Origin of the sequence: Vibrio pelagius (assembly GCF_024347575.1) — a bacterium.
Lineage (GTDB): Bacteria > Pseudomonadota > Gammaproteobacteria > Enterobacterales > Vibrionaceae > Vibrio > Vibrio pelagius.
The window spans coordinates 2,421,774-2,440,117 of record NZ_AP025503.1; the positions used below are offsets into that span (position 1 = coordinate 2,421,774).

The 18,344-nt window shown below is 45.3% G+C and carries 17 protein-coding genes; 5 read left to right on the forward strand and 12 right to left on the reverse strand.

Going from position 1 to position 18,344, the window contains the following annotated elements:
• Nucleotides 1-24: 24 nt before the first annotated feature.
• From bamA to rpsB, 9 genes are all read right to left on the reverse strand, one after another.
• The gene (gene bamA, locus vsple_RS10525; RefSeq protein WP_261881969.1) at nt 25-2,430 is read right to left on the reverse strand and encodes an outer membrane protein assembly factor BamA; all 2,406 of its coding nucleotides are present in this window, start codon (nt 2,428-2,430) and stop codon (nt 25-27) included.
• A gap of 48 nt (nt 2,431-2,478) precedes the next feature.
• On the reverse strand, nt 2,479-3,837 hold the full coding sequence (gene rseP, locus vsple_RS10530; protein WP_255230109.1) for a sigma E protease regulator RseP: 1,359 nt from the start codon (nt 3,835-3,837) through the stop codon (nt 2,479-2,481).
• A complete protein-coding gene (gene ispC, locus vsple_RS10535) occupies nt 3,834-5,042 on the reverse strand; it encodes a 1-deoxy-D-xylulose-5-phosphate reductoisomerase (protein WP_255230108.1) in 1,209 nt (402 codons plus the stop codon). Before ispC ends, rseP begins: the two co-directional genes overlap by 4 nt.
• A gap of 52 nt (nt 5,043-5,094) precedes the next feature.
• On the reverse strand, nt 5,095-5,937 hold the full coding sequence (locus vsple_RS10540; RefSeq protein WP_261881970.1) for a phosphatidate cytidylyltransferase: 843 nt from the start codon (nt 5,935-5,937) through the stop codon (nt 5,095-5,097).
• A gap of 15 nt (nt 5,938-5,952) precedes the next feature.
• Nucleotides 5,953-6,705, reverse strand: coding sequence for an isoprenyl transferase (locus vsple_RS10545; RefSeq protein WP_255230105.1), 753 nt, complete (start codon nt 6,703-6,705; stop codon nt 5,953-5,955).
• Nucleotides 6,706-6,802: 97 nt separating this feature from the next.
• Nucleotides 6,803-7,360, reverse strand: a complete 558-nt coding sequence (gene frr / locus vsple_RS10550; RefSeq protein WP_255230104.1) for a ribosome recycling factor — start codon at nt 7,358-7,360, stop codon at nt 6,803-6,805.
• 90 nt (nt 7,361-7,450) lie between these two features.
• Nucleotides 7,451-8,182, reverse strand: a complete 732-nt coding sequence (gene pyrH, locus vsple_RS10555) for a UMP kinase (protein WP_032551701.1) — start codon at nt 8,180-8,182, stop codon at nt 7,451-7,453.
• A gap of 155 nt (nt 8,183-8,337) precedes the next feature.
• Nucleotides 8,338-9,183, reverse strand: a complete 846-nt coding sequence (gene tsf / locus vsple_RS10560; RefSeq protein WP_239841041.1) for a translation elongation factor Ts — start codon at nt 9,181-9,183, stop codon at nt 8,338-8,340.
• Between the two features lie 140 nt (nt 9,184-9,323).
• Nucleotides 9,324-10,055, reverse strand: a complete 732-nt coding sequence (rpsB, locus tag vsple_RS10565; protein WP_032551700.1) for a 30S ribosomal protein S2 — start codon at nt 10,053-10,055, stop codon at nt 9,324-9,326.
• 434 nt (nt 10,056-10,489) lie between these two features.
• Between rpsB and map the strand changes: the two genes are divergently transcribed.
• The 3 genes from map (at nt 10,490) to vsple_RS10580 (ending at nt 14,723) form a co-directional block, all read left to right on the forward strand.
• Nucleotides 10,490-11,368 carry a type I methionyl aminopeptidase gene (map, locus tag vsple_RS10570; protein WP_261881971.1) on the forward strand — a complete coding sequence of 293 codons (879 nt, stop codon included), beginning with the start codon at nt 10,490-10,492 and terminating at the stop codon, nt 11,366-11,368.
• 175 nt (nt 11,369-11,543) lie between these two features.
• A complete protein-coding gene (glnD, locus tag vsple_RS10575) occupies nt 11,544-14,165 on the forward strand; it encodes a bifunctional uridylyltransferase/uridylyl-removing protein GlnD (RefSeq protein ID WP_261881972.1) in 2,622 nt (873 codons plus the stop codon).
• Nucleotides 14,166-14,339: 174 nt separating this feature from the next.
• On the forward strand, nt 14,340-14,723 hold the full coding sequence (locus tag vsple_RS10580) for a DUF3461 family protein (RefSeq protein WP_032551697.1): 384 nt from the start codon (nt 14,340-14,342) through the stop codon (nt 14,721-14,723).
• Nucleotides 14,724-14,798: 75 nt separating this feature from the next.
• Here the strand turns inward: vsple_RS10580 and truC are convergent, their stop codons facing one another.
• Both truC and vsple_RS10590 read right to left on the reverse strand, forming a co-directional pair.
• Entirely contained in the window at nt 14,799-15,533 is a 735-nt protein-coding gene (gene truC / locus vsple_RS10585; RefSeq protein WP_255230102.1) for a tRNA pseudouridine(65) synthase TruC, read from the reverse strand.
• A complete protein-coding gene (locus vsple_RS10590; RefSeq protein ID WP_261881973.1) occupies nt 15,533-15,847 on the reverse strand; it encodes a YqcC family protein in 315 nt (104 codons plus the stop codon). The genes truC and vsple_RS10590 overlap by 1 nt, the downstream gene beginning before the upstream one ends.
• An 87-nt stretch (nt 15,848-15,934) precedes the next feature.
• Here vsple_RS10590 and vsple_RS10595 point away from each other — a divergent pair, with 87 nt between their 5' ends.
• Entirely contained in the window at nt 15,935-16,972 is a 1,038-nt protein-coding gene (locus vsple_RS10595) for a DUF3549 family protein (protein WP_261881974.1), read from the forward strand.
• 65 nt (nt 16,973-17,037) lie between these two features.
• Complete coding sequence (locus vsple_RS10600) at nt 17,038-17,346, forward strand: DUF3301 domain-containing protein (RefSeq protein WP_084181877.1); 309 nt, start codon at nt 17,038-17,040, stop codon at nt 17,344-17,346.
• On the opposite strand, the gene vsple_RS10605 is transcribed toward vsple_RS10600, so the two are convergent.
• The gene (locus vsple_RS10605) at nt 17,291-17,836 is read right to left on the reverse strand and encodes a GNAT family N-acetyltransferase (protein WP_261881975.1); all 546 of its coding nucleotides are present in this window, start codon (nt 17,834-17,836) and stop codon (nt 17,291-17,293) included. The two genes, vsple_RS10600 and vsple_RS10605, sit on opposite strands and share 56 nt — an antisense overlap.
• Between the last annotated feature and the right edge of the window lie 508 nt (nt 17,837-18,344).

Sequence of the window (18,344 nt, forward strand, 5' to 3'; positions counted from 1 at the left end):
TTTCAAAATATTGTCCTTTAAGTATTAGAAAGTTCTACCAATGGTAAATGTGAAGAACTCTTCATCATCACCTTCGTAAATTTTAATTGGTTTCGCTAGAGAGAAAACCAGTGGTCCCATTGGCGACATCCACTGTAGGGCTGCACCATATGAAGATCGGTAATGTGTTGGGTCAGAGTAGTCATAGTAGTACTGAGAGCCGTTGCTTGGTGCGCCACGGTCTACGAACTCTGTATCCCATACACTTGCCATATCAAAGAACACACTGGTTCGGATCTGGCTACGCGCTTCGTCAGAGGCAAATGGTGTCGGAACAATCAACTCTAGGCTTGCGAGTGCGATTGCGTTACCACCAATTGAGTCGTCCGTTGCTGTGTCGTAAGTTGGGTTGTTACCCGTGCTATTTGAGTAAACGGCCTTTGGACCTGCTGAGTTAGAGCCAAAGCCACGCAATGTGGTGAAACCACCAGCGTAGTAGTTCTCATAAAATGGGAACAAGTTATCATTACCATCGGTCTGACCATAACCATTACCATAGCCCAAACGACCGCGCATCAGTAGCGTAAACTCATGCTTTTTAGTCAGTGGAATGTAATGTTTTACGTCGTACTGCATTTTGAAATACTTAACATCAGAACCCGGTACTGTCATTTTAGCGAAAGCACGTTGGTGGTTACCTTCTGTTGGGAAGAAACCTCGGTTCAGATTGTTACGCGTCCAAGAGATATTGATATCAAAATCATCGGTAAGGATATTTTCATCACCATACTGGTTGATACTGCGAGCAAACTGTTCAACCTGAATATAAGTTGGGACATTACCGATCTTGTTGTGAGTGTAACCTACACCAAACTCAAGACGGTTCAGTTCATCCATTGGGAAACCCCATGTCAGACTAGTACCATAACTTTGGTTGGTATAGTCAACAATACCCGCTTCAGACGCTTCAAATTCGTTGTAGAAGATCTTGCCACCCAAACTCACACCATCAAGGTTCCAGTATGGGTCACGGTAGTCCAAGCTAACGTTCTTTTGGTAATCGTTCATCATGGCGCTTACACCAACACGGTTACCTGAACCTGCGAAGTTATCTTGCTGTAGACCAACTTGGAAACTCACCCCAGATTCAGTACCGTAACCGACACCGAAGTTGATGCTACCCGAGTTTGCTTCTTTCACGTTGTATACCAAATCGACTTGGTCTTCGGTTCCCGGAACACGTACCGTCTGAACATCAACGGTTTCGAAGAAGCCCAAACGATTCAAGCGGCTCTTACCCGTATCGATAGATTTCGAGTTGAGCCAACTGCCTTCCATTTGACGCATTTCACGACGTAATACTTCGTCTTTAGTTGAATTGTTACCCGTAAAACGGATATCACGTACGTAGATACGACTGCCCGCTTCTACATTAATCACCAAAGAAACTTCTTGAGTCTCATCGTCAAACTCAGGAATAGTACGCACTTGTGGGTACGCATAGCCCGACTCACCTAGGATACGCTTAACGCCCTCTTCTAGAGAGGTCACAGCCGAACCGTTATAAGTCTCACCCTCTTCAAACGGGACTAACGCTTCAAAGTCAGCTTCGCGACCAATAAGTTCACCACGGAACTTAACGTCTTTCACCTTGTATGGTTTACCTTCATCGAGGCCAAGCGTAATGTACACGCCCTTCTTGTCTGGTGAGATAGAGACTTGAGTAGAATCAACCTGGAATTTTAAGTAACCACGATCAAGATAGTATGATTTCAAGGCTTCAATATCGCCCGCTAAAACTTGCTTCTGATACTTTTCGTCAGCTAAGAAGTTCCACCATGCAACATCGACATTTAGATTGAAGCGGCTTAGCAGCTCTTCATCACTGTATACTTCGTTCCCGATAAAGTTGATCTGTTGGATCTTCGCAGATACACCTTCGGTGAATACAAACTTAAGATCTGAACGGTTACGAGGAAGAGGGGTTACCACCGCTTTTACGGTCGCATTGTATTTACCCACGCTGTAGTAAAAGTCTTCTAGACCTTTCTCAATATTGCTCAAGGTCGTACGATCTAGCGCTTCACCTTCACGTACACCTGATGCATCTAGGTTCTGCTGAAGCTGTTCTTCCTTGATCGCTTTGTTGCCAGAAAAAGAGATACTAGCGATGGTTGGACGCTCTTTAACTTGAACAATCAAGACACCTTCATCACGTAATACTTTCACGTTCTCAAAGTTGCCTGATGCGTAAAGCGCACGAATGATCTCAGATACATCGCTTTCGTCTACTTGGTCGCCAATACGCACTGGCATTTTCAAGAGAGCCGCACCTAAGGCGACGCGTTGTAAGCCTTCAATATTAATATCTTGAACTACGAAGTTTTCTGCTCCATTCGCAGCCACGCTGGTGGCTAATAGACTTGCGAATAGAATTTGCTTAATCGCCATACTTATTCTAATTATTCCTTGCTACTACCAAAGCCTGTGAGGAACCATTCACAGACGAGTAAAGTCGTTAAATATTGCTAGGGCCATCAGTGAGAAGATAATCGCACTGCCCACTCGGTAACCCATCTCTTGTACCTTTTCTGGTACAGGTTTACGAGTAATTGCCTCAATAGCGAAAAAGAGCAAATGACCGCCATCTAACATCGGCAGCGGTACTAAATTAATGATGCCTAAGTTCACACTAATTAGAGCTAAGAAACCTAAAAAGTAAACCAAACCATAATCTGCGGTGGTGCCTGCACCTTTTGCGATCGAGATTGGTCCACTAAGGTTGTTTAGTCCTACATCACCCACGATAAGCTTCTTAAGCATCGTCAGCGTTAGGTCGATGATTTGACCCGTTTTATCAATCGCCTTCCCTACTGCTTCAAATACACCAAATTGCAGTTCAAAGCGATAATCTTCCGGCCATTCTGCGACTTCTGGAGCAATACCAGCATAACCAATTGAACTACCGTCAGACAGATCACGGGATTTCGGTGTTAAAGTCAGCTCAGTTTGATAGCCATTACGTTCAATACCGACACTCAGCGCTTGTTCAGGATTAGAACGAATAGCTTCGACCACACTCGGCCAGCCATTAATCGCTACGCCGTCAATACTGACAATCTGATCACCAACTTCAAAACCTGCGGAGTACGCCGCACCATCTTCCATAACCTGAGCAAGCGTTGTTGAGATCTCAGGAGAAAATGGTTTAAAGCCCAAAGTGGACATCGCCGATTCTGTTTCTGGGTCAAAAGACCACTGCGTCAGATCAAGAGTCAACTTCTGTTCTAAACCAATATTGTCTTGAGAAGCTACGGTCACCGTCATACTGTCGTCACCAATATGTGAGATCAGACCAATGTTCACAGATTCCCAATCAGCGGTTTTGATTCCTGAAATAGATTTAAGTTCCATTCCAGATTCAATTCCCGCTTGAGCAGCGATAGATTGTGGAGCCACCTCACCAATTACAGGCTTAACAGCAGGCACACCAATCAAAAAAACTAACCAATAAGCAAAGATGGCGAACAGAAAGTTAAATGCGGGGCCAGCACCCACAATCGCAGTTCGTTTCCATAGAGGTTTCTTGTCAAAAGCATACTGTTGCTGCTCTTCAGTAACGTCATCAACTCGACCGTCGAGCATTTTAACGTAGCCACCAAGAGGAATGATCGACAAGCTGTATTCAGTGCCATCTTTTCCTACTTTACTCCAGATTGATTTACCAAAACCAATCGAGAACTTTTCAACTTTTACACCACAACGACGAGCAACCCAGAAATGGCCAAACTCGTGAACGGCGACCAGTATCCCTAATGCGACGATGAAGGATACAAAGTTCCATAAAATTCCACTCATAACAACTGCTCTTCAATAAACTGAACGGCAAGATCTCGTGACATAGTATCTAGCTCTAGCAAGCTTTCCAAGCTATCTAGACTTTCAGACGTATGCTGTTCACAGACTTTGTTCATAACGTGTTCGTTAATCAAGGCAATGTCGGTAAATTTCACTTTTTCATTTAGGAATGCGTCCACCGCCACTTCATTGGCCGCATTAATTGCCGTTGTCGCGTGCTGCCCAAGGTAACAAGCCTCGATAGCTAATTTTAAGCATGGGTAGCGTGCGTAATCGGGCTCTAAGAAAGTCAGTTCACCGACTCGGGTAAAGTCGAGAGGCTTGACACCAGCATCGATACGCTCTGGATAAGACATCGTCAGTGCAATGGGTGTGGCCATATCAGGTTCGCCCATTTGCGCTAACACCGAGCCATCTTTATATTGCACCATAGAGTGAATCACGGACTGTGGATGAATAATCACTTTCAGCTGATCTTGAGATGCATTAAAAAGCCACTTTGCTTCAATGTACTCAAGACCTTTATTCATCATAGTCGCGGAGTCGACTGAAATCTTAGGCCCCATAGACCAGTTAGGATGCGCTATCGCTTTCTGAGGAGTCACCGATTCCAGCTCAGATACGTCTGTGTAACGGAATGGACCGCCAGAACCCGTTAAAAGGATATGGTTGATGCCACTTTCGGCAAGATCGCAACGCCCGAGCTGCGTTTGAACTTGCTCAGGCAGACATTGAAAAATCGCGTTATGCTCACTATCGACCGGAAGCAGCTCCGCGCCGTACTTTTCAACAGCATCGATAAACAACTGCCCTGACATAACCAAGGCTTCTTTGTTGGCAAGCAAAATGCGTTTACCGGCCTTTACCGCAGACATCGTCGGCAACAAACCTGCTGCACCAACGATAGCAGCCATCACTGTATCGACATGCTCCAATGACGCAACCTGACACATGCCATCATTGCCACTTAGCACTAATGTTGAAACAGAGTCTTGTTGAAGCTGACGCTCTAGCTCTTTAGCCGCTTGAGAACAAGCCATTGCTACGTATTCTGGCTGCCACTTATTTACTAGCGCTCGCATTTTTTCTACATTAGAACCCGCCGCTAGCGCCACAATATTGTATTGAGTAGGATTCTGTTCAACGACTCTTAGGGTACTCGCACCGATTGAGCCTGTTGCGCCAAGGATAGTTAGATTTCGCATCTCAGTAAGACCGTAGGAATAAAACAAAGGGCAGATGGTCTGCCCTTATAATTTAGAATGCTAAGTAAAGCAGAGCAAAGACAGGGAAGGCAGCAGTTAAGCTATCAATTCGGTCCAGTATTCCACCGTGACCAGGAATCAAGTTGCTGCTGTCTTTAATGCCAGAAACTCGCTTGAACATACTTTCAACGAGGTCACCCAATACAGAGATCACGACCGTAATTAGGGTAATCGCTATCATTTGAATCGAGCTTGCAAATTGAATATCAAATAGTCCCGCGAAAATCCACGCGACAATCAGAGCAGTAATGATACCGCCAATCAAACCTTCAATGGTTTTATTTGGACTCACTGCCGGCGCCATTTTACGTTTTCCAAAACTCTTTCCAGCAAAGTAAGCACCGCTGTCCGCTGCCCATACAAGCAAGCAAACAAACATCACCAACTTAGCTCCATGATAAGGATCTTGGTCAATACCATTGGCTCTTAAAATCACTACGCTCCAAAAAAACGGGAGTAGTGTCAAAATACCGAAACAATGTCTCAGTAGACTGGAACCTTGCCACGCAGGTGTAGACTTGGGATAAGTTACCGCTAAACCACTTGCAATAACCCACCATACCGAACCGATCGCTAACACCGCGAAGTGCGCGCTTGAAAGGTGGTTTAAACTAAACGCATCAAATGGAATCAAAGCGAAGCTGGCAACACTGATCGCCACCGTCGGCACAAGAGCCAAGTAGCGCGATTTACTCTCTACAAACTGAGTCCACTCCCAGTAACCTAAAAGGGTAATCACGAATAGTGATAAAATGAAGGTTGCTAGTGATAACTCGAAGATGCCCAGAATAACTAGAGGAGCTAAGATCAGCGCAGTTATAATTCGTTGTTTCAAACTAAAAAATCCTTATTAACTGTCCATCATTGCTTTGATTTGCTCACCAGTACAGCCAAATCGACGCTCTCGATTTACAAACCAAGTTACCGCTTCAACCAAGCTATCTTCGTTAAAGTCAGGCCAGTACTGTTCTGTGAAATACATTTCTGCATAAGCAAGTTGCCACAACATGAAATTGCTGATTCGGCATTCACCGCTAGTGCGAATAAGCAGATCGACTTCTGGAATATCAGACATAGTAAGATGCGAAGTGATCAGTGGCTCATCGATCTCATCAATGCTGAGTTCGCCCTCTTTCACTTGAGCCGCAATTGACTTCACTGCCTGTTGAATATCCCATTTACCACCATAGTTGGCAGCAATGTTAACCACCATACCCGTGTTATTGCTGGTTAAAGCTTCCGCTTCTTCGATTTTCTTTTGTAATCGCTCGTTAAAACGACTTTTGTCACCAATAACACGTAACTGTAGATTGTTCTTATGCAGCTTTTTAACCTCGCTAGCGAGAACGGTAATAAAAAGCTCCATAAGGACACCCACCTCTTCTTCTGGGCGGCGCCAATTTTCACTACTGAACGCAAACAAGGTGACGGCTTTGATACCGAGTCTTGCAGAAGATGATATGGTTTTACGAACCGCTTGAACGCCATTTTTATGGCCAAATACGCGAGGTTTACCCTGAGCCTTAGCCCAGCGGCCATTACCATCCATGATGATAGCAATGTGCTTTGGGAGAGAGTCTGTGAACGCTTGAGAATTATGCATAAAAGAGTGAATCAAATTCTAATAGTCGGACAGAGTAGCATAAAAAAACGCTGAACGGTGAGAACAGCGTTTTTCCAACAGAGAAGAATGTGGAAAATTAAACTTCCATCAACTCTTTTTCTTTAGCAGCTAGAACTTCGTCTACGTTCTTAACCGCAGCGTCAGTTAGCTTTTGAATTTCGTCTTGAGCTTTGCGATCTTCGTCTTCAGAGATTTCTTTGTCTTTAAGAAGCGCTTTTAGGTCGCTGTTTGCGTCACGACGGATGTTACGGATAGCAACACGGCCACCTTCAGCTTCGCCACGAACGATTTTAACTAGGTCTTTACGACGCTCTTCCGTTAGCGGAGGAAGTGGAACACGGATAACCGTACCTGCAGACATCGGGTTTAGACCTAGGTCAGATGTCATGATCGCTTTTTCAACAAGCGGTGTCAGTGTTTTATCAAACACTGTGATTGCTAGAGTACGAGCGTCTTCAGCAATAACGTTAGCAACTTGAGTTAGAGGCGTTGGTGCACCGTAGTACTCTACAGAGATACCAGATAGTAGGCTTGGGTGCGCACGACCTGTACGGATTTTTTGCAGGCTATTTCTTAGTGCTTCAACACTTTTTTCCATGCGCTCTTGAGCGTCTTTTTTGATTTCGTTAATCACAATTTCACCTTGATTATGTTCTTTCTTCAAGAAAGCTTTTAGGAGTGATGAAAATAAACTCGCCAAGGCGATACCTTGGCGAGAGGGTCATTATTCAGTTTCGCTGATTAATGTACCTTCAGTCTCACCCATAACCACGCGACGTAGTGCGCCTGGCTTGTTCATGTTAAATACGCGGATTGGCATCTTGTGATCACGTGCTAGCGTAAATGCAGCCAAGTCCATTACTTTTAGCTCTTTCTCAAGAACTGTGTTGTAAGACAAAGTATCATACAGCTCTGCGTCTGGGTTTGCTACTGGGTCAGCCGTAAATACACCATCTACTTTAGTTGCTTTTAACACAACATCAGCTTCAATCTCGATACCACGTAGACATGCAGCAGAATCTGTAGTGAAGAATGGGTTACCTGTACCCGCAGAGAAGATCACAACACGACCCTGACGAAGTTGAGAAATCGCATCAGCCCAGTTGTAATCGTCACATACACCTTTAAGAGGGATTGCAGACATTACACGTGCATTTACGTAAGCACGGTGTAGAGCGTCACGCATAGCAAGGCCGTTCATTACTGTTGCAAGCATACCCATGTGGTCACCCACAACGCGGTTCATACCAGCTTCAGCAAGACCTGCGCCACGGAAAAGGTTACCGCCACCAATTACAACACCTACTTGAACACCTAGTTCAACCAATTCTTTTACTTCTTGAGCCATACGATCAAGGATCGTTGGGTCAATACCAAAACCTTCTTCGCCTTGTAGCGCTTCACCGCTAAGTTTTAACAGAATACGTTGATACGCTGGTTTAGGGTTCGTAGTCATGGAGTTTACCTTCCAAAGAGTTGATGATTAACAGTCATGAATAGACAAAAATGTGTCGAGATTTTTATCCATTCATCACGGCTAATTTTCCATATGCTATTCATAAAAAGACCGTAGCATGGGCCACGGTCTTTTTTCGAACAATACGCTAAGGATTAACCTTTTTGTACCGCTGCAACTTCTTCAGCGAAGCTCATTTCTGCAGCTTTCTCGATACCTTCACCAACTTCTAGACGTACGAAGTTAGTTACTGCAGCGCCTTTTTCTTTAAGGATTTCGCCAACAGTTTTCTTAGGTTCCATGATGAAAGCTTGACCTGTTAGAGAGATTTCGCCCGTGAATTTCTTCATACGGCCGATAACCATTTTCTCAGCGATCTCTTGAGGCTTGCCTTCGTTCATAGCGATTTCAACTTGAACAGCTTTCTCTTTAGCTACTACGTCTGCAGGTACGTCTTCTGGGTTAACGAACTCAGGACGAGATGCAGCAACGTGCATTGCAACGTGCTTAAGAGTTTCAGCTTCGCCTTCACCAGCTACAACAACACCGATTTTCTCACCGTGACGGTAAGAAGCTAGTGCAGCACCTTCAACGTAAGATACGCGACGGATGTTGATGTTTTCGCCGATTTTTGCAACTAGAGCAACGCGAGTTTCTTCGAACTGTGCTTGTAGCTCTTCAACAGAAGCTTTAGAAGCTACTGCTGCAGCTGCAACTTCTTCTGCGAACGCAGTGAAGCTAGCATCTTTTGCTACGAAGTCAGTTTGACAGTTAACTTCAAGAAGAGCAGCTACGCCGTTCTCTTCTTTGATGATGATTGCGCCTTCAGCAGCAACGTTACCAGCTTTCTTAGCTGCTTTCGCTGCGCCAGATTTACGCATGTTTTCAATTGCTAGTTCGATGTCAGCGTTTGCTTCTACAAGCGCTTTCTTACATTCCATCATGCCAGCGCCAGTGCGCTCGCGAAGTTCTTTAACTAGAGCAGCAGTTACAGTTGCCATTCTCTATTCCTCGGTTGATTCGAAAATAAGGTAAAAATCAGGGGCCAAAATGAGGCCCCCGATCTAACTATAACTTAGCTTACATTTAATAAAGATTTCAAAATCTAGATTAGTAAGCCAAGCGTGATTCAGAGCCGCTATTATTCAGCTTCTACAAAACCATCTTTTTCAGCAGCTACAGCAGCAACGTCTTTGTTACGACCTTCTTTAACCGCGTCTGCAGCAGCATTTAGGTAAAGCTGTACTGCACGGATTGCATCGTCGTTACCTGGGATAACGAAGTCAACGCCGTCTGGGTTAGAGTTAGTATCAACTACAGCGTAAACTGGGATACCTAGGTTGTTTGCTTCTTTAACTGCGATGTGTTCGTGATCAGCATCGATTACGAATAGAGCGTCTGGTAGGCCGCCCATGTTCTTGATACCACCAAGAGACTTCTCTAGCTTCTCCATTTCACGAGTGCGCATTAGAGCTTCTTTCTTAGTTAGCTTGTCGAAAGTACCGTCTTGAGCTTGAGCTTCTAGGTCTTTTAGACGCTTGATAGACTGACGAACAGTTTTGTAGTTCGTTAGCATACCGCCTAACCAGCGGTTGTTAACGTAGAACTGATTGCTGTTTACAGCAGCTTCTTTAACAGCTTCAGATGCAGCGCGCTTAGTACCAACAAAAAGAACTTTACCTTTCTTCTCGCCAACTTTAGCTAGTTCAGCTAGAGCGTCGTTGAACATTGGTACAGTTTTTTCTAGGTTGATGATATGAACCTTGTTACGAGCACCAAAGATGAATGGCTTCATTTTTGGGTTCCAGTAACGAGTTTGGTGACCGAAGTGAACACCAGCTTTTAGCATATCGCGCATTGATACAGTTGCCATTTTAAAATCCTCTATGGGGTTAGGCCTCCACATCCCCCATGAATCCGACCCCTAACAACTAACAGCTTAAAGCAGCGGTTATCTTTGTTGTTGAAGCACCCCGGAACATGTGTCGGAATGTGTGTGATTTAAAGATATAGTAAGTGAACACAAAGGCTGTTTCGCCAAGAGGGAGAAAACAGTCCTGATGTCCGGCGCGCTTTATACCATATTTTGTCTATCTTTGGCTAGAAAAAATTCTGTTTTAGGGCTTAACAACAGCGACTGATAAAGTGCATTTTTACGTCGCTGTGATGGAATAAGTTGTCGCCTCTCCATCAGCACCAAGAGTAACCACCCTTTTCGTATGGATATGGCAGTGTTGCGCTAAACTGCTGCACTGCTAGAATAGCCCCATACGCACACTTAGGTGCGACCTAATTAAGAGATATGCAATGGCTGTAAAAATTAAAACTGCTGAAGAAATCGAAAAAATGCGCGTTGCCGGTAAACTGGCTGCGGAGATGCTAGAGATGATCGAACCTCACATTCAAGTGGGTACGACAACGGAAGAGCTTAACAAGCTTTGCCACGAGTACGCTCTAGAGAAAGGCGCATATTCAGCTCCCCTTGATTACCATGGTTTCCCTAAGTCGATCTGTACTTCTATCAACCACATCGTTTGTCACGGTATCCCGGCAGAGCAAGATGAAGTGGGCAGCACTGGTCAACACAAGCCAGCTGTACTGAAAGACGGTGACATTCTAAACGTCGACATCACGGTTATTATCCCTGATGACAAAGATGCAGACTTAAGCGTACGTCCTCAAGGTTACCATGGTGACACCTCTAAAATGTTCCTTGTAGGTGACGTTTCACCTGCCAACAAGCGCCTATGTATGGTGGCACAAGAAGCTCTATACGAAGGTATGCGCCAAGTGAAACCAGGTGTTCAACTGGGTCAAATCGGTACTGCGATTGAGAAGTACATCAAGACCAACAACAAGAATAACCCGCGTGCTAAGTTCTCTATTGTGAAAGATTACTGTGGCCACGGCATCGGTTCTGAGTTCCACGAAGACCCACAAGTCGTACACTACAAAAACAATGACCGTACAGTGCTAAAAGCGGGCATGTGTTTCACTATCGAGCCAATGATCAACGCAGGTAAGTTCGGTTGCCGTCTTGATGACGAAGATAGCTGGACAGTGTACACAGCAGACAGCAAGAACTCGGCTCAGTGGGAACACACTCTTGTTGTGACGGACACTGGTTGTGAAGTTCTAACACTGCGTAGTGATGATACTATTCCTCGTATCATGAAGAACGCTTAGTTCATCGAAATCACTAACTTAAACAGATGAAAATATCCTCGCTTAGTTGAGGATATTTTTTTACCTGTCGATCTTCTTACCTCTTAGCAAAAGCGTTTGAACAACCATTTCGGTTTCCAGGCAACCTCTGGTAAATTGTCTGTTATTACTATTTTGCTTGCACGGATAGCAGACTATGCCATACCAATGTCCTCTCACGTTCAAAGAAGAACAGATAGAAATCAGTGAACTCAAACAGAAACTCGAACAGTTCACCGAGTATCAGAAAAACGAGTTTCTCAGCCACCACCCCGTTACAGACCTTGTCCTCTCCCGCTCCGAATATATGGATCGTATTTTAACTCGATTGTGGCAACATTTTGGGTTTAGTGACTTGCCCCACATTAGCCTGGTTGCTGTTGGCGGCTATGGGCGTGGCGAACTCCACCCACTTTCAGACATCGATATTCTTGTCGTCTCCCAGAAAACCCTGCCAAAAGCGTTAGGTGACAAAGTCAGTGAATTCATCACACTCCTGTGGGATCTAAGATTAGAAGTCGGCCACGCTGTGAGAACCGTGACTGAATGTTTGGACATCGGCAGTGCTGATCTCACTGTAGCCACGAACCTGCAAGAGTCTCGTCTGTTATGTGGCAGTGAAGATACCTTCCAGCAACTTAAACTGAAGATTCATTCTGACTCATTTTGGCCTAGCGAGACCTTCTACAAAGCCAAGATCCAAGAACAGAGAGAGCGTCATGCACGCTATCACGACACCACCTACAACTTAGAGCCAGACATCAAGTCAACCCCAGGCGGACTGCGTGATATTCACACTCTGAGTTGGGTTGCTCGTCGTCACTTTGGCGCGACGTCCCTGCTTGAAATGAGCAAATATGGCTTCCTTACCGATGCGGAGTATCGTGAACTGGTTGAGTGTCAGGATTTCTTATGGCGTGTACGTTTTGCACTGCACATCGAACTGAGGCGCTACGACAACCGCCTCACTTTTGCCCATCAAGCTCAGGTTGCCGAGCACCTCGGCTACTCAGGTGAAGGTAATCGCGGTGTTGAAATGATGATGAAGGAGTTCTATCGAACCCTACGTCGAGTCGCTGAGCTCAACAAGATGTTACTTAAGCTGTTTGATCAAGCGATCATTAACGGTGGAGAAACCGAAGACGCTCAAATCCTTGATGACGACTTTCAACGACGCGGCTCTCTGATTGAAGCGCGCAAACCAGCCTTGTTCCAAGCGCGCCCAGAGACTATTCTCGATATGTTTATACATATCGCTAATGACTCCTCTATTGAAGGAGTGAGCCCCCCAACGTTAAGACAGCTACGTACTGCACGACGCAGGCTTAACCGCTTTCTGCATACGATCCCTGAAGCTCGTGAAAAATTCATGGCCTTGGTACGTCATCCTAATGCGCTGCATAAAGCCTTTAGCCTGATGCATAAACTGGGGGTACTTTCGGCGTATCTACCACAATGGAGCCAAATTGTCGGCCAGATGCAGTTTGATCTTTTCCATGTCTATACCGTAGATGAACACAGTATTCGACTGCTGAAGCACATTAACAGCTTTAGCTATGCCGCTAACCATGACAAGCACCCAATCTGTTGTGAAGTGTACCCACGCATACAGAAAAAAGAGCTGCTGATTCTTGCCGCAATCTTTCATGATATCGGAAAAGGACGCGGTGGTGATCACTCTGAGATTGGCGCTGTGGAAGCGTACTCTTTCTGTATCGAACATGGATTGTCTAAACCTGAAGCGAAACTTGTCTCTTGGTTGGTTCAGAACCACTTACTCATGTCCGTGACTGCTCAGCGTCGTGACATTTACGACCCGGACGTGATCACCGAGTTCGCCAAAAAAGTACGTGATGAAGAGTCACTGGAGTACTTAGTTTGTCTGACTGTTGCTGATATATGTGCAACCAACCCTGAGCTCTGGAACAGCTGGAAACGAACTCTATTAGCTGAACTCTTCCACTCTACTCAGCGAGCTCTGCGCCGCGGGTTAGAGAACCCTGTTGATGTTCGCGACCGTATTCGTCACAACCAGCAAATGGCATCAGCCCTACTGCGCAAAGAAGGGTTTACTGCGCGCGAGATAGAGGTGTTGTGGCAACGCTTCAAAGCCGACTACTTTCTGCGTCACAGTCACAAGCAGATCGCTTGGCACTGTGAAAATTTGCTGCGTCTTGAAGACTCTAACCAATCACTGGTACTGATCAGCAAAAGGCCAACACGTGGCGGCACAGAAGTATTTGTTTATTCAAAAGACCAACCTGCACTGTTTGCAACTGTGGTCGCAGAGCTGGATAGACGCAACTTCAACGTCCATGATGCTCAAGTGATGGTAAGTAAAGATGGTCACGTTCTCGATACCTTTATGGTACTCGATCAACACGGCGAAGCGATCGACGAGGCGCGACATAAAGCGGTTATTAAACATCTAACCCATGTATTGGAAGACGGTCGACCAACCAAGATCAGAACTCGTCGTACACCACGTAATTTGCAGCACTTTAAGGTAAAGACCTCCGTAGAGTTTTTACCAACCAAGAGTAAGAAGCGTACCTTGATGGAGCTAAGAGCACTCGACACGCCAGGATTATTGGCGCAAGTTGGTGCAACCTTTGCCGAGCTCAATATCAACTTACATGCGGCCAAAATTACTACCATAGGTGAGCGTGCCGAAGACTTGTTTATCTTGACTAGCGATATTGGAGGACGCTTAACTGAAGAGCAGCAACAAGCTCTACGTGAACGTCTCACTGAGCACGTATCGGAGCTTGCGCCATAGTTAGACCACCTCTAGCAGGTAGTTGAATATTCTGCTTTTAGTGTGGGCAAGGTCGAGAGAGCGATCTTGCCCACAACTTAGTATCAATTCATTCACCAGCGCTATCTAGCTCATGATTAGGCTGCTACATTAACCTATGTAATCCGTCTTCCATTCAGATACTAGAGGTCGCTTATGTATCCAAACCTCACTGGTTTAGGCATCCATGAACCTAAACAGATTGAACGTTACTCACTTCGTCAAGAAGCTCACAAAGACATCCTAAAGATCTACTTCCGCAAGCAAAAAGGCGAGCTGTTCGCTAAAAGCGTCAAATTCAAATACCCACGCCAAGTAAAAAGCGTGTTGGTCAGCGGCGGTAACAACCAATATAAAGAAGTTACTGAGATCAACCGCAATCTAACGCTAGTGATTGATGAGCTGAATAAGATCACCAAGCCATCTCCAAGCAGTGACGTCGATGTGAAACAGAAGATACTGACCGACTTACGTCACCTAGAAAAAGTGGTTTCAAGCAAGATCGCAGAGATCGAAGCGGATCTAGAAAAACTGAAGTGATCCCTTTCTTAAGTTAATAAAAAGGGCTGGTAGTCTTCTACTATCAGCCCTTTACTTTATTTTGTAGTCAGCGATTTACTTCTGCGCAACTAACGCAGTATCCCACTCAAACTGTCTAAACAGGTTCAGCCAAGTCTCGTCTAAACTCGCTCTCATCACCACCTCTTGCTGAGTAAACGGATGAATGAAGCGTAATTCTGAAGCGTGTAGCAGCAAACGGTGTGAATCGAGATTCTCTCTAAATAGTCGATTGTGCTTTCCATCACCATGAGAGGTATCCCCGACAATTGGATGTCTTAAGTGGGCCATATGGCGACGCAATTGATGTTTTCGCCCCGTCTTTGGCAACATTTCAACTAAGCAGTAGCGACTGGTTGGGAAGCGACCTGTCGAATAAGGGACTTCAACCTTAGCTAACGGTTCATACACAGTGACAGCCTCTTGAGCTTCCTTATCTTCTTTTGCGAACTTGTCAGCGATCTTATCCAGTTCAACCTTAAGCGCGTAATCTAGAGTGTCCCCCTCTTCTATCCACCCACGTACAATCGCATGATAGGTTTTCTGCATCTCATGGTTCGCAAACATCGGCATTACCTCAGAGGCAACTTCGCTCGACAGAGCAAAAACGAGCACACCCGATGTCGGCCTATCTAAACGGTGCAGTGGGAAAACATGTTGACCGATTTGATCACGCAGCGTCTGCATAACAAATTGTGTTTCATGTTTATCAAGCCACGAGCGGTGAACCAACATACCTGCAGGCTTATTGACCGCGACAAAGTATTCGTCTTGATAGATGATCTCTAACATTATGCGCACACCTCATCAATCTGCTTTATGAGCATCAATAGTTCACTCTTGGACGCATCGTTTTTCCACACTTCAACAAAGTAAGGAGCCATTGAAAAACCTTTGGGCAATGCAGCACCTGATGCGATCATCGCCTTGATTCGAACAATGAATATCCACTGGAGCCACTGTTCAGGCTCTAGGGTATCAATAGCAAAAGGCTGCGTGCTCGTCAGTGCTTCATCGCTAGGTGGCATCTCACTCCATAGCTGTGCGTGTTGTAATTGCAGCTCCAACTGCTGAAGCAAAGAGAATAACTGTGTGGTTGACGTCATTTTTCACCAAGTAATTTATCGCATGACCTTGAAATTGAGCCATAGAGTACCATCTATTGGGGAAAGAAAGTTAGGAGCTTATTACTGATGGAAACAATTCACACGCTCACCCAGCTGTTGAAAAATAGCGGCTGCCAATATGAAATCTATGATCTTGGCCGTCGAATTCAAAAAGTCGACAACGATCTATTTGCCGATGTTGAACAAGGCATGCAGCCCTACCCGTTCCCATTACAAAAACAGGCACACCTAGCAATCAGCTACTGGAACGAACAGAAACAGCCTTGGATCTGGTTCTTGAAGTTTAAACTCGATGAGCGTGGTCTACTGAGCCAAGCAGATATCGGAAACTTCCTAAAGTTCGTCTTAGAGGCAATGGGCACTCGTCTGAGCGGCGATATGAGTGAAGAGCAGCAGCAGAAGCTCTCTAACAACCCATACACCTTTAAGCCATCAGAAGACAAAATGGCGGTATTCCATAGCCAAGTTCGCGCTGAGCTATCACTGCCAACGAGCCAGTACTATGAGCATGCACAGCACTACTTTACCGGCGATCTTGGTTGGGAGAACTGGCAGACCGTCGGCTTGCAAGGTATCACAGATATGTGTGCTCGCTTAGGCGACAAGCAAAACGGCGTTGCCATTCGCAAAGCCCTTCGTAAACTGCCTTCTGAACCACTTTATGCCACCCTAGGTGCACTGGAACACGCCACTCTTAGCGATAAGCTTGCAGAACGTATTCAAGAGATGGCTAACGACCAGATCAATAGCCAAGACCCAGATCTGTTCTTACTGTCTGCACTGGTCCGCGCGCTGTCAGGCGCTGACTCTTCAATCACAAAACAAGTCGTCACTAGCGTACTGGCTAGCCCAAGACTGAGTCACCAAGAGGTATTGATTGGTCTAGCAGGACGAGGCTGGCACACATTACAAGGCGCTACAATCGCCGAGCAGTTCTTGCTTCGCCTTGCCCAAACAGGCAACCAGAACCTGTTCAATCAGCTGTTTGCTGACCTTGTGATGATTCCAAGCTTACGAATGGTATTCTTACCACTCTTAAACTCGAACCCATCACCAGAACTGGCTAACGCTTTGATTAAGTTACAACAAGCCGCAAAAGCGTAATGCTGCAAGCACCATAACGATCGAGTTTAAAAATTAAGAGTTGGTACAAAAGGACGTGTCGAAGAATGATAGATAATTTATTGGGGATTCTGTTTCTTTGTCTCTTTTGCTTTCTGTTTTGGCAGCAACGCCGACAGTCAGAGCTTGCTAAGGCGGCGATTGCGAGAAAATGCAAAGAACTCGATCTTCAGTTGCTAAGCGTGGCATTCAGTGGTCATAAATTGAAAATGCGTCATGAGTTAACCACAATTTGGCGTTGGCACACCGTATATCAATTCGAATTCTCTGCTCTAGGTGATGACTGCTACAAAGGCAGTCTTACCATGGTTGGCTTTCGCGCGATGCGTTTTGAGCTGCAGCCTCATAGAATGTGATTTTCTTCTCGCTAAGCTCCGAGTAACGATACTCGTGGTAGGGGCCAAATTCATCTTGTTTGGTCCCAGCAAACTCAAAACCTAGCTTGTCTAGCAGTTTAATCGATGGGTTGTGAGTGACATTCACTGTTGCCACTATCTCATTCAGATCCGCTTCAAACCTCGCCATATTAAAGAAGGGTTTCACCACTTCGCTGGCGATACCTTGATTCCAAAAGCGCTTGTCTAGAATAAATCCCAGCACATCACGACCTTCACTGTGAGAGATAAAGATATGCCCCATGTATTCGCGAGTTTGGTTATTAAGAATGGCGCGGGCAAAGCCTTCTTGATCAGATAAAATATGCTGAAACAGACGCTTTGCTGATGAGATGGTATGAGGTCCATTCATTTCTGCTCGATTTACCGGACAACAGTTAAGCTTGATAAAATCAAGTTCTAGCTGCTCGGTATACGGCACGATTAAAGTTCTTGCAGTCGCAATCGTCATATCACACTCCTTGTGTGGACAATATTGAATTTGAATAGATAAAGAAAAGCCCCGACACCGAAGTGTCAGGGCTAGGGTCTTACTCGCAGCAGTCCGGCTACTAATTAATGCTCCATGCATCGTCCATAATAGTGGCTGTAATCCTTCAGCTCTTTCCTTTACTTCGCCGTCCTAGCGGTGTCCTATCGTCCTGAAAGCTAACAATCCTCGTTAGCGCACATCACTTGTTCCGTGAGCGGTGTCCTTTACATCATCCTGATGTTGTTCCTAACCTTTATCCTAAAGGTGTCCATTGCCAATCCGTTGCAGTTAATGTCCTATCAACTGTCGTATCCCTACAATGTCCTTACGCTCCATGCTTGATCACTCATCCTAAGTAACCAAATCTTCATCCTGAAGATAACCAAATCCTTGGTGCTTTCCTGTTCCGTGTCAGACTCCTTCCGACAAGGTTTAATTTACGCTTTTTCAGATTCTGAACAATAGATTGATATCACACTTTAAGCTC

Excerpts from the sequence above, each read along its gene's own strand:
- bamA (WP_261881969.1), bottom strand. The coding sequence starts at position 2,430 with ATGGCGATTAAGCAAATTCTATTCGCAAGTCTATTAGCCACCAGCGTG.
- rseP (WP_255230109.1), bottom strand. The coding sequence starts at position 3,837 with ATGAGTGGAATTTTATGGAACTTTGTATCCTTCATCGTCGCATTAGGG.
- ispC (WP_255230108.1), bottom strand. The coding sequence starts at position 5,042 with ATGCGAAATCTAACTATCCTTGGCGCAACAGGCTCAATCGGTGCGAGT.
- vsple_RS10545 (WP_255230105.1), bottom strand. The coding sequence starts at position 6,705 with ATGCATAATTCTCAAGCGTTCACAGACTCTCTCCCAAAGCACATTGCT.
- pyrH (WP_032551701.1), bottom strand. The coding sequence starts at position 8,182 with ATGACTACGAACCCTAAACCAGCGTATCAACGTATTCTGTTAAAACTT.
- tsf (WP_239841041.1), bottom strand. The coding sequence starts at position 9,183 with ATGGCAACTGTAACTGCTGCTCTAGTTAAAGAACTTCGCGAGCGCACT.
- rpsB (WP_032551700.1), bottom strand. The coding sequence starts at position 10,055 with ATGGCAACTGTATCAATGCGCGATATGCTAAAAGCTGGTGTTCACTTC.
- map (WP_261881971.1), top strand. The coding sequence starts at position 10,490 with ATGGCTGTAAAAATTAAAACTGCTGAAGAAATCGAAAAAATGCGCGTT.
- glnD (WP_261881972.1), top strand. The coding sequence starts at position 11,544 with ATGCCATACCAATGTCCTCTCACGTTCAAAGAAGAACAGATAGAAATC.
- vsple_RS10580 (WP_032551697.1), top strand. The coding sequence starts at position 14,340 with ATGTATCCAAACCTCACTGGTTTAGGCATCCATGAACCTAAACAGATT.
- truC (WP_255230102.1), bottom strand. The coding sequence starts at position 15,533 with ATGTTAGAGATCATCTATCAAGACGAATACTTTGTCGCGGTCAATAAG.
- vsple_RS10590 (WP_261881973.1), bottom strand. The coding sequence starts at position 15,847 with ATGACGTCAACCACACAGTTATTCTCTTTGCTTCAGCAGTTGGAGCTG.
- vsple_RS10595 (WP_261881974.1), top strand. The coding sequence starts at position 15,935 with ATGGAAACAATTCACACGCTCACCCAGCTGTTGAAAAATAGCGGCTGC.
- vsple_RS10600 (WP_084181877.1), top strand. The coding sequence starts at position 17,038 with ATGATAGATAATTTATTGGGGATTCTGTTTCTTTGTCTCTTTTGCTTT.
- vsple_RS10605 (WP_261881975.1), bottom strand. The coding sequence starts at position 17,836 with ATGACGATTGCGACTGCAAGAACTTTAATCGTGCCGTATACCGAGCAG.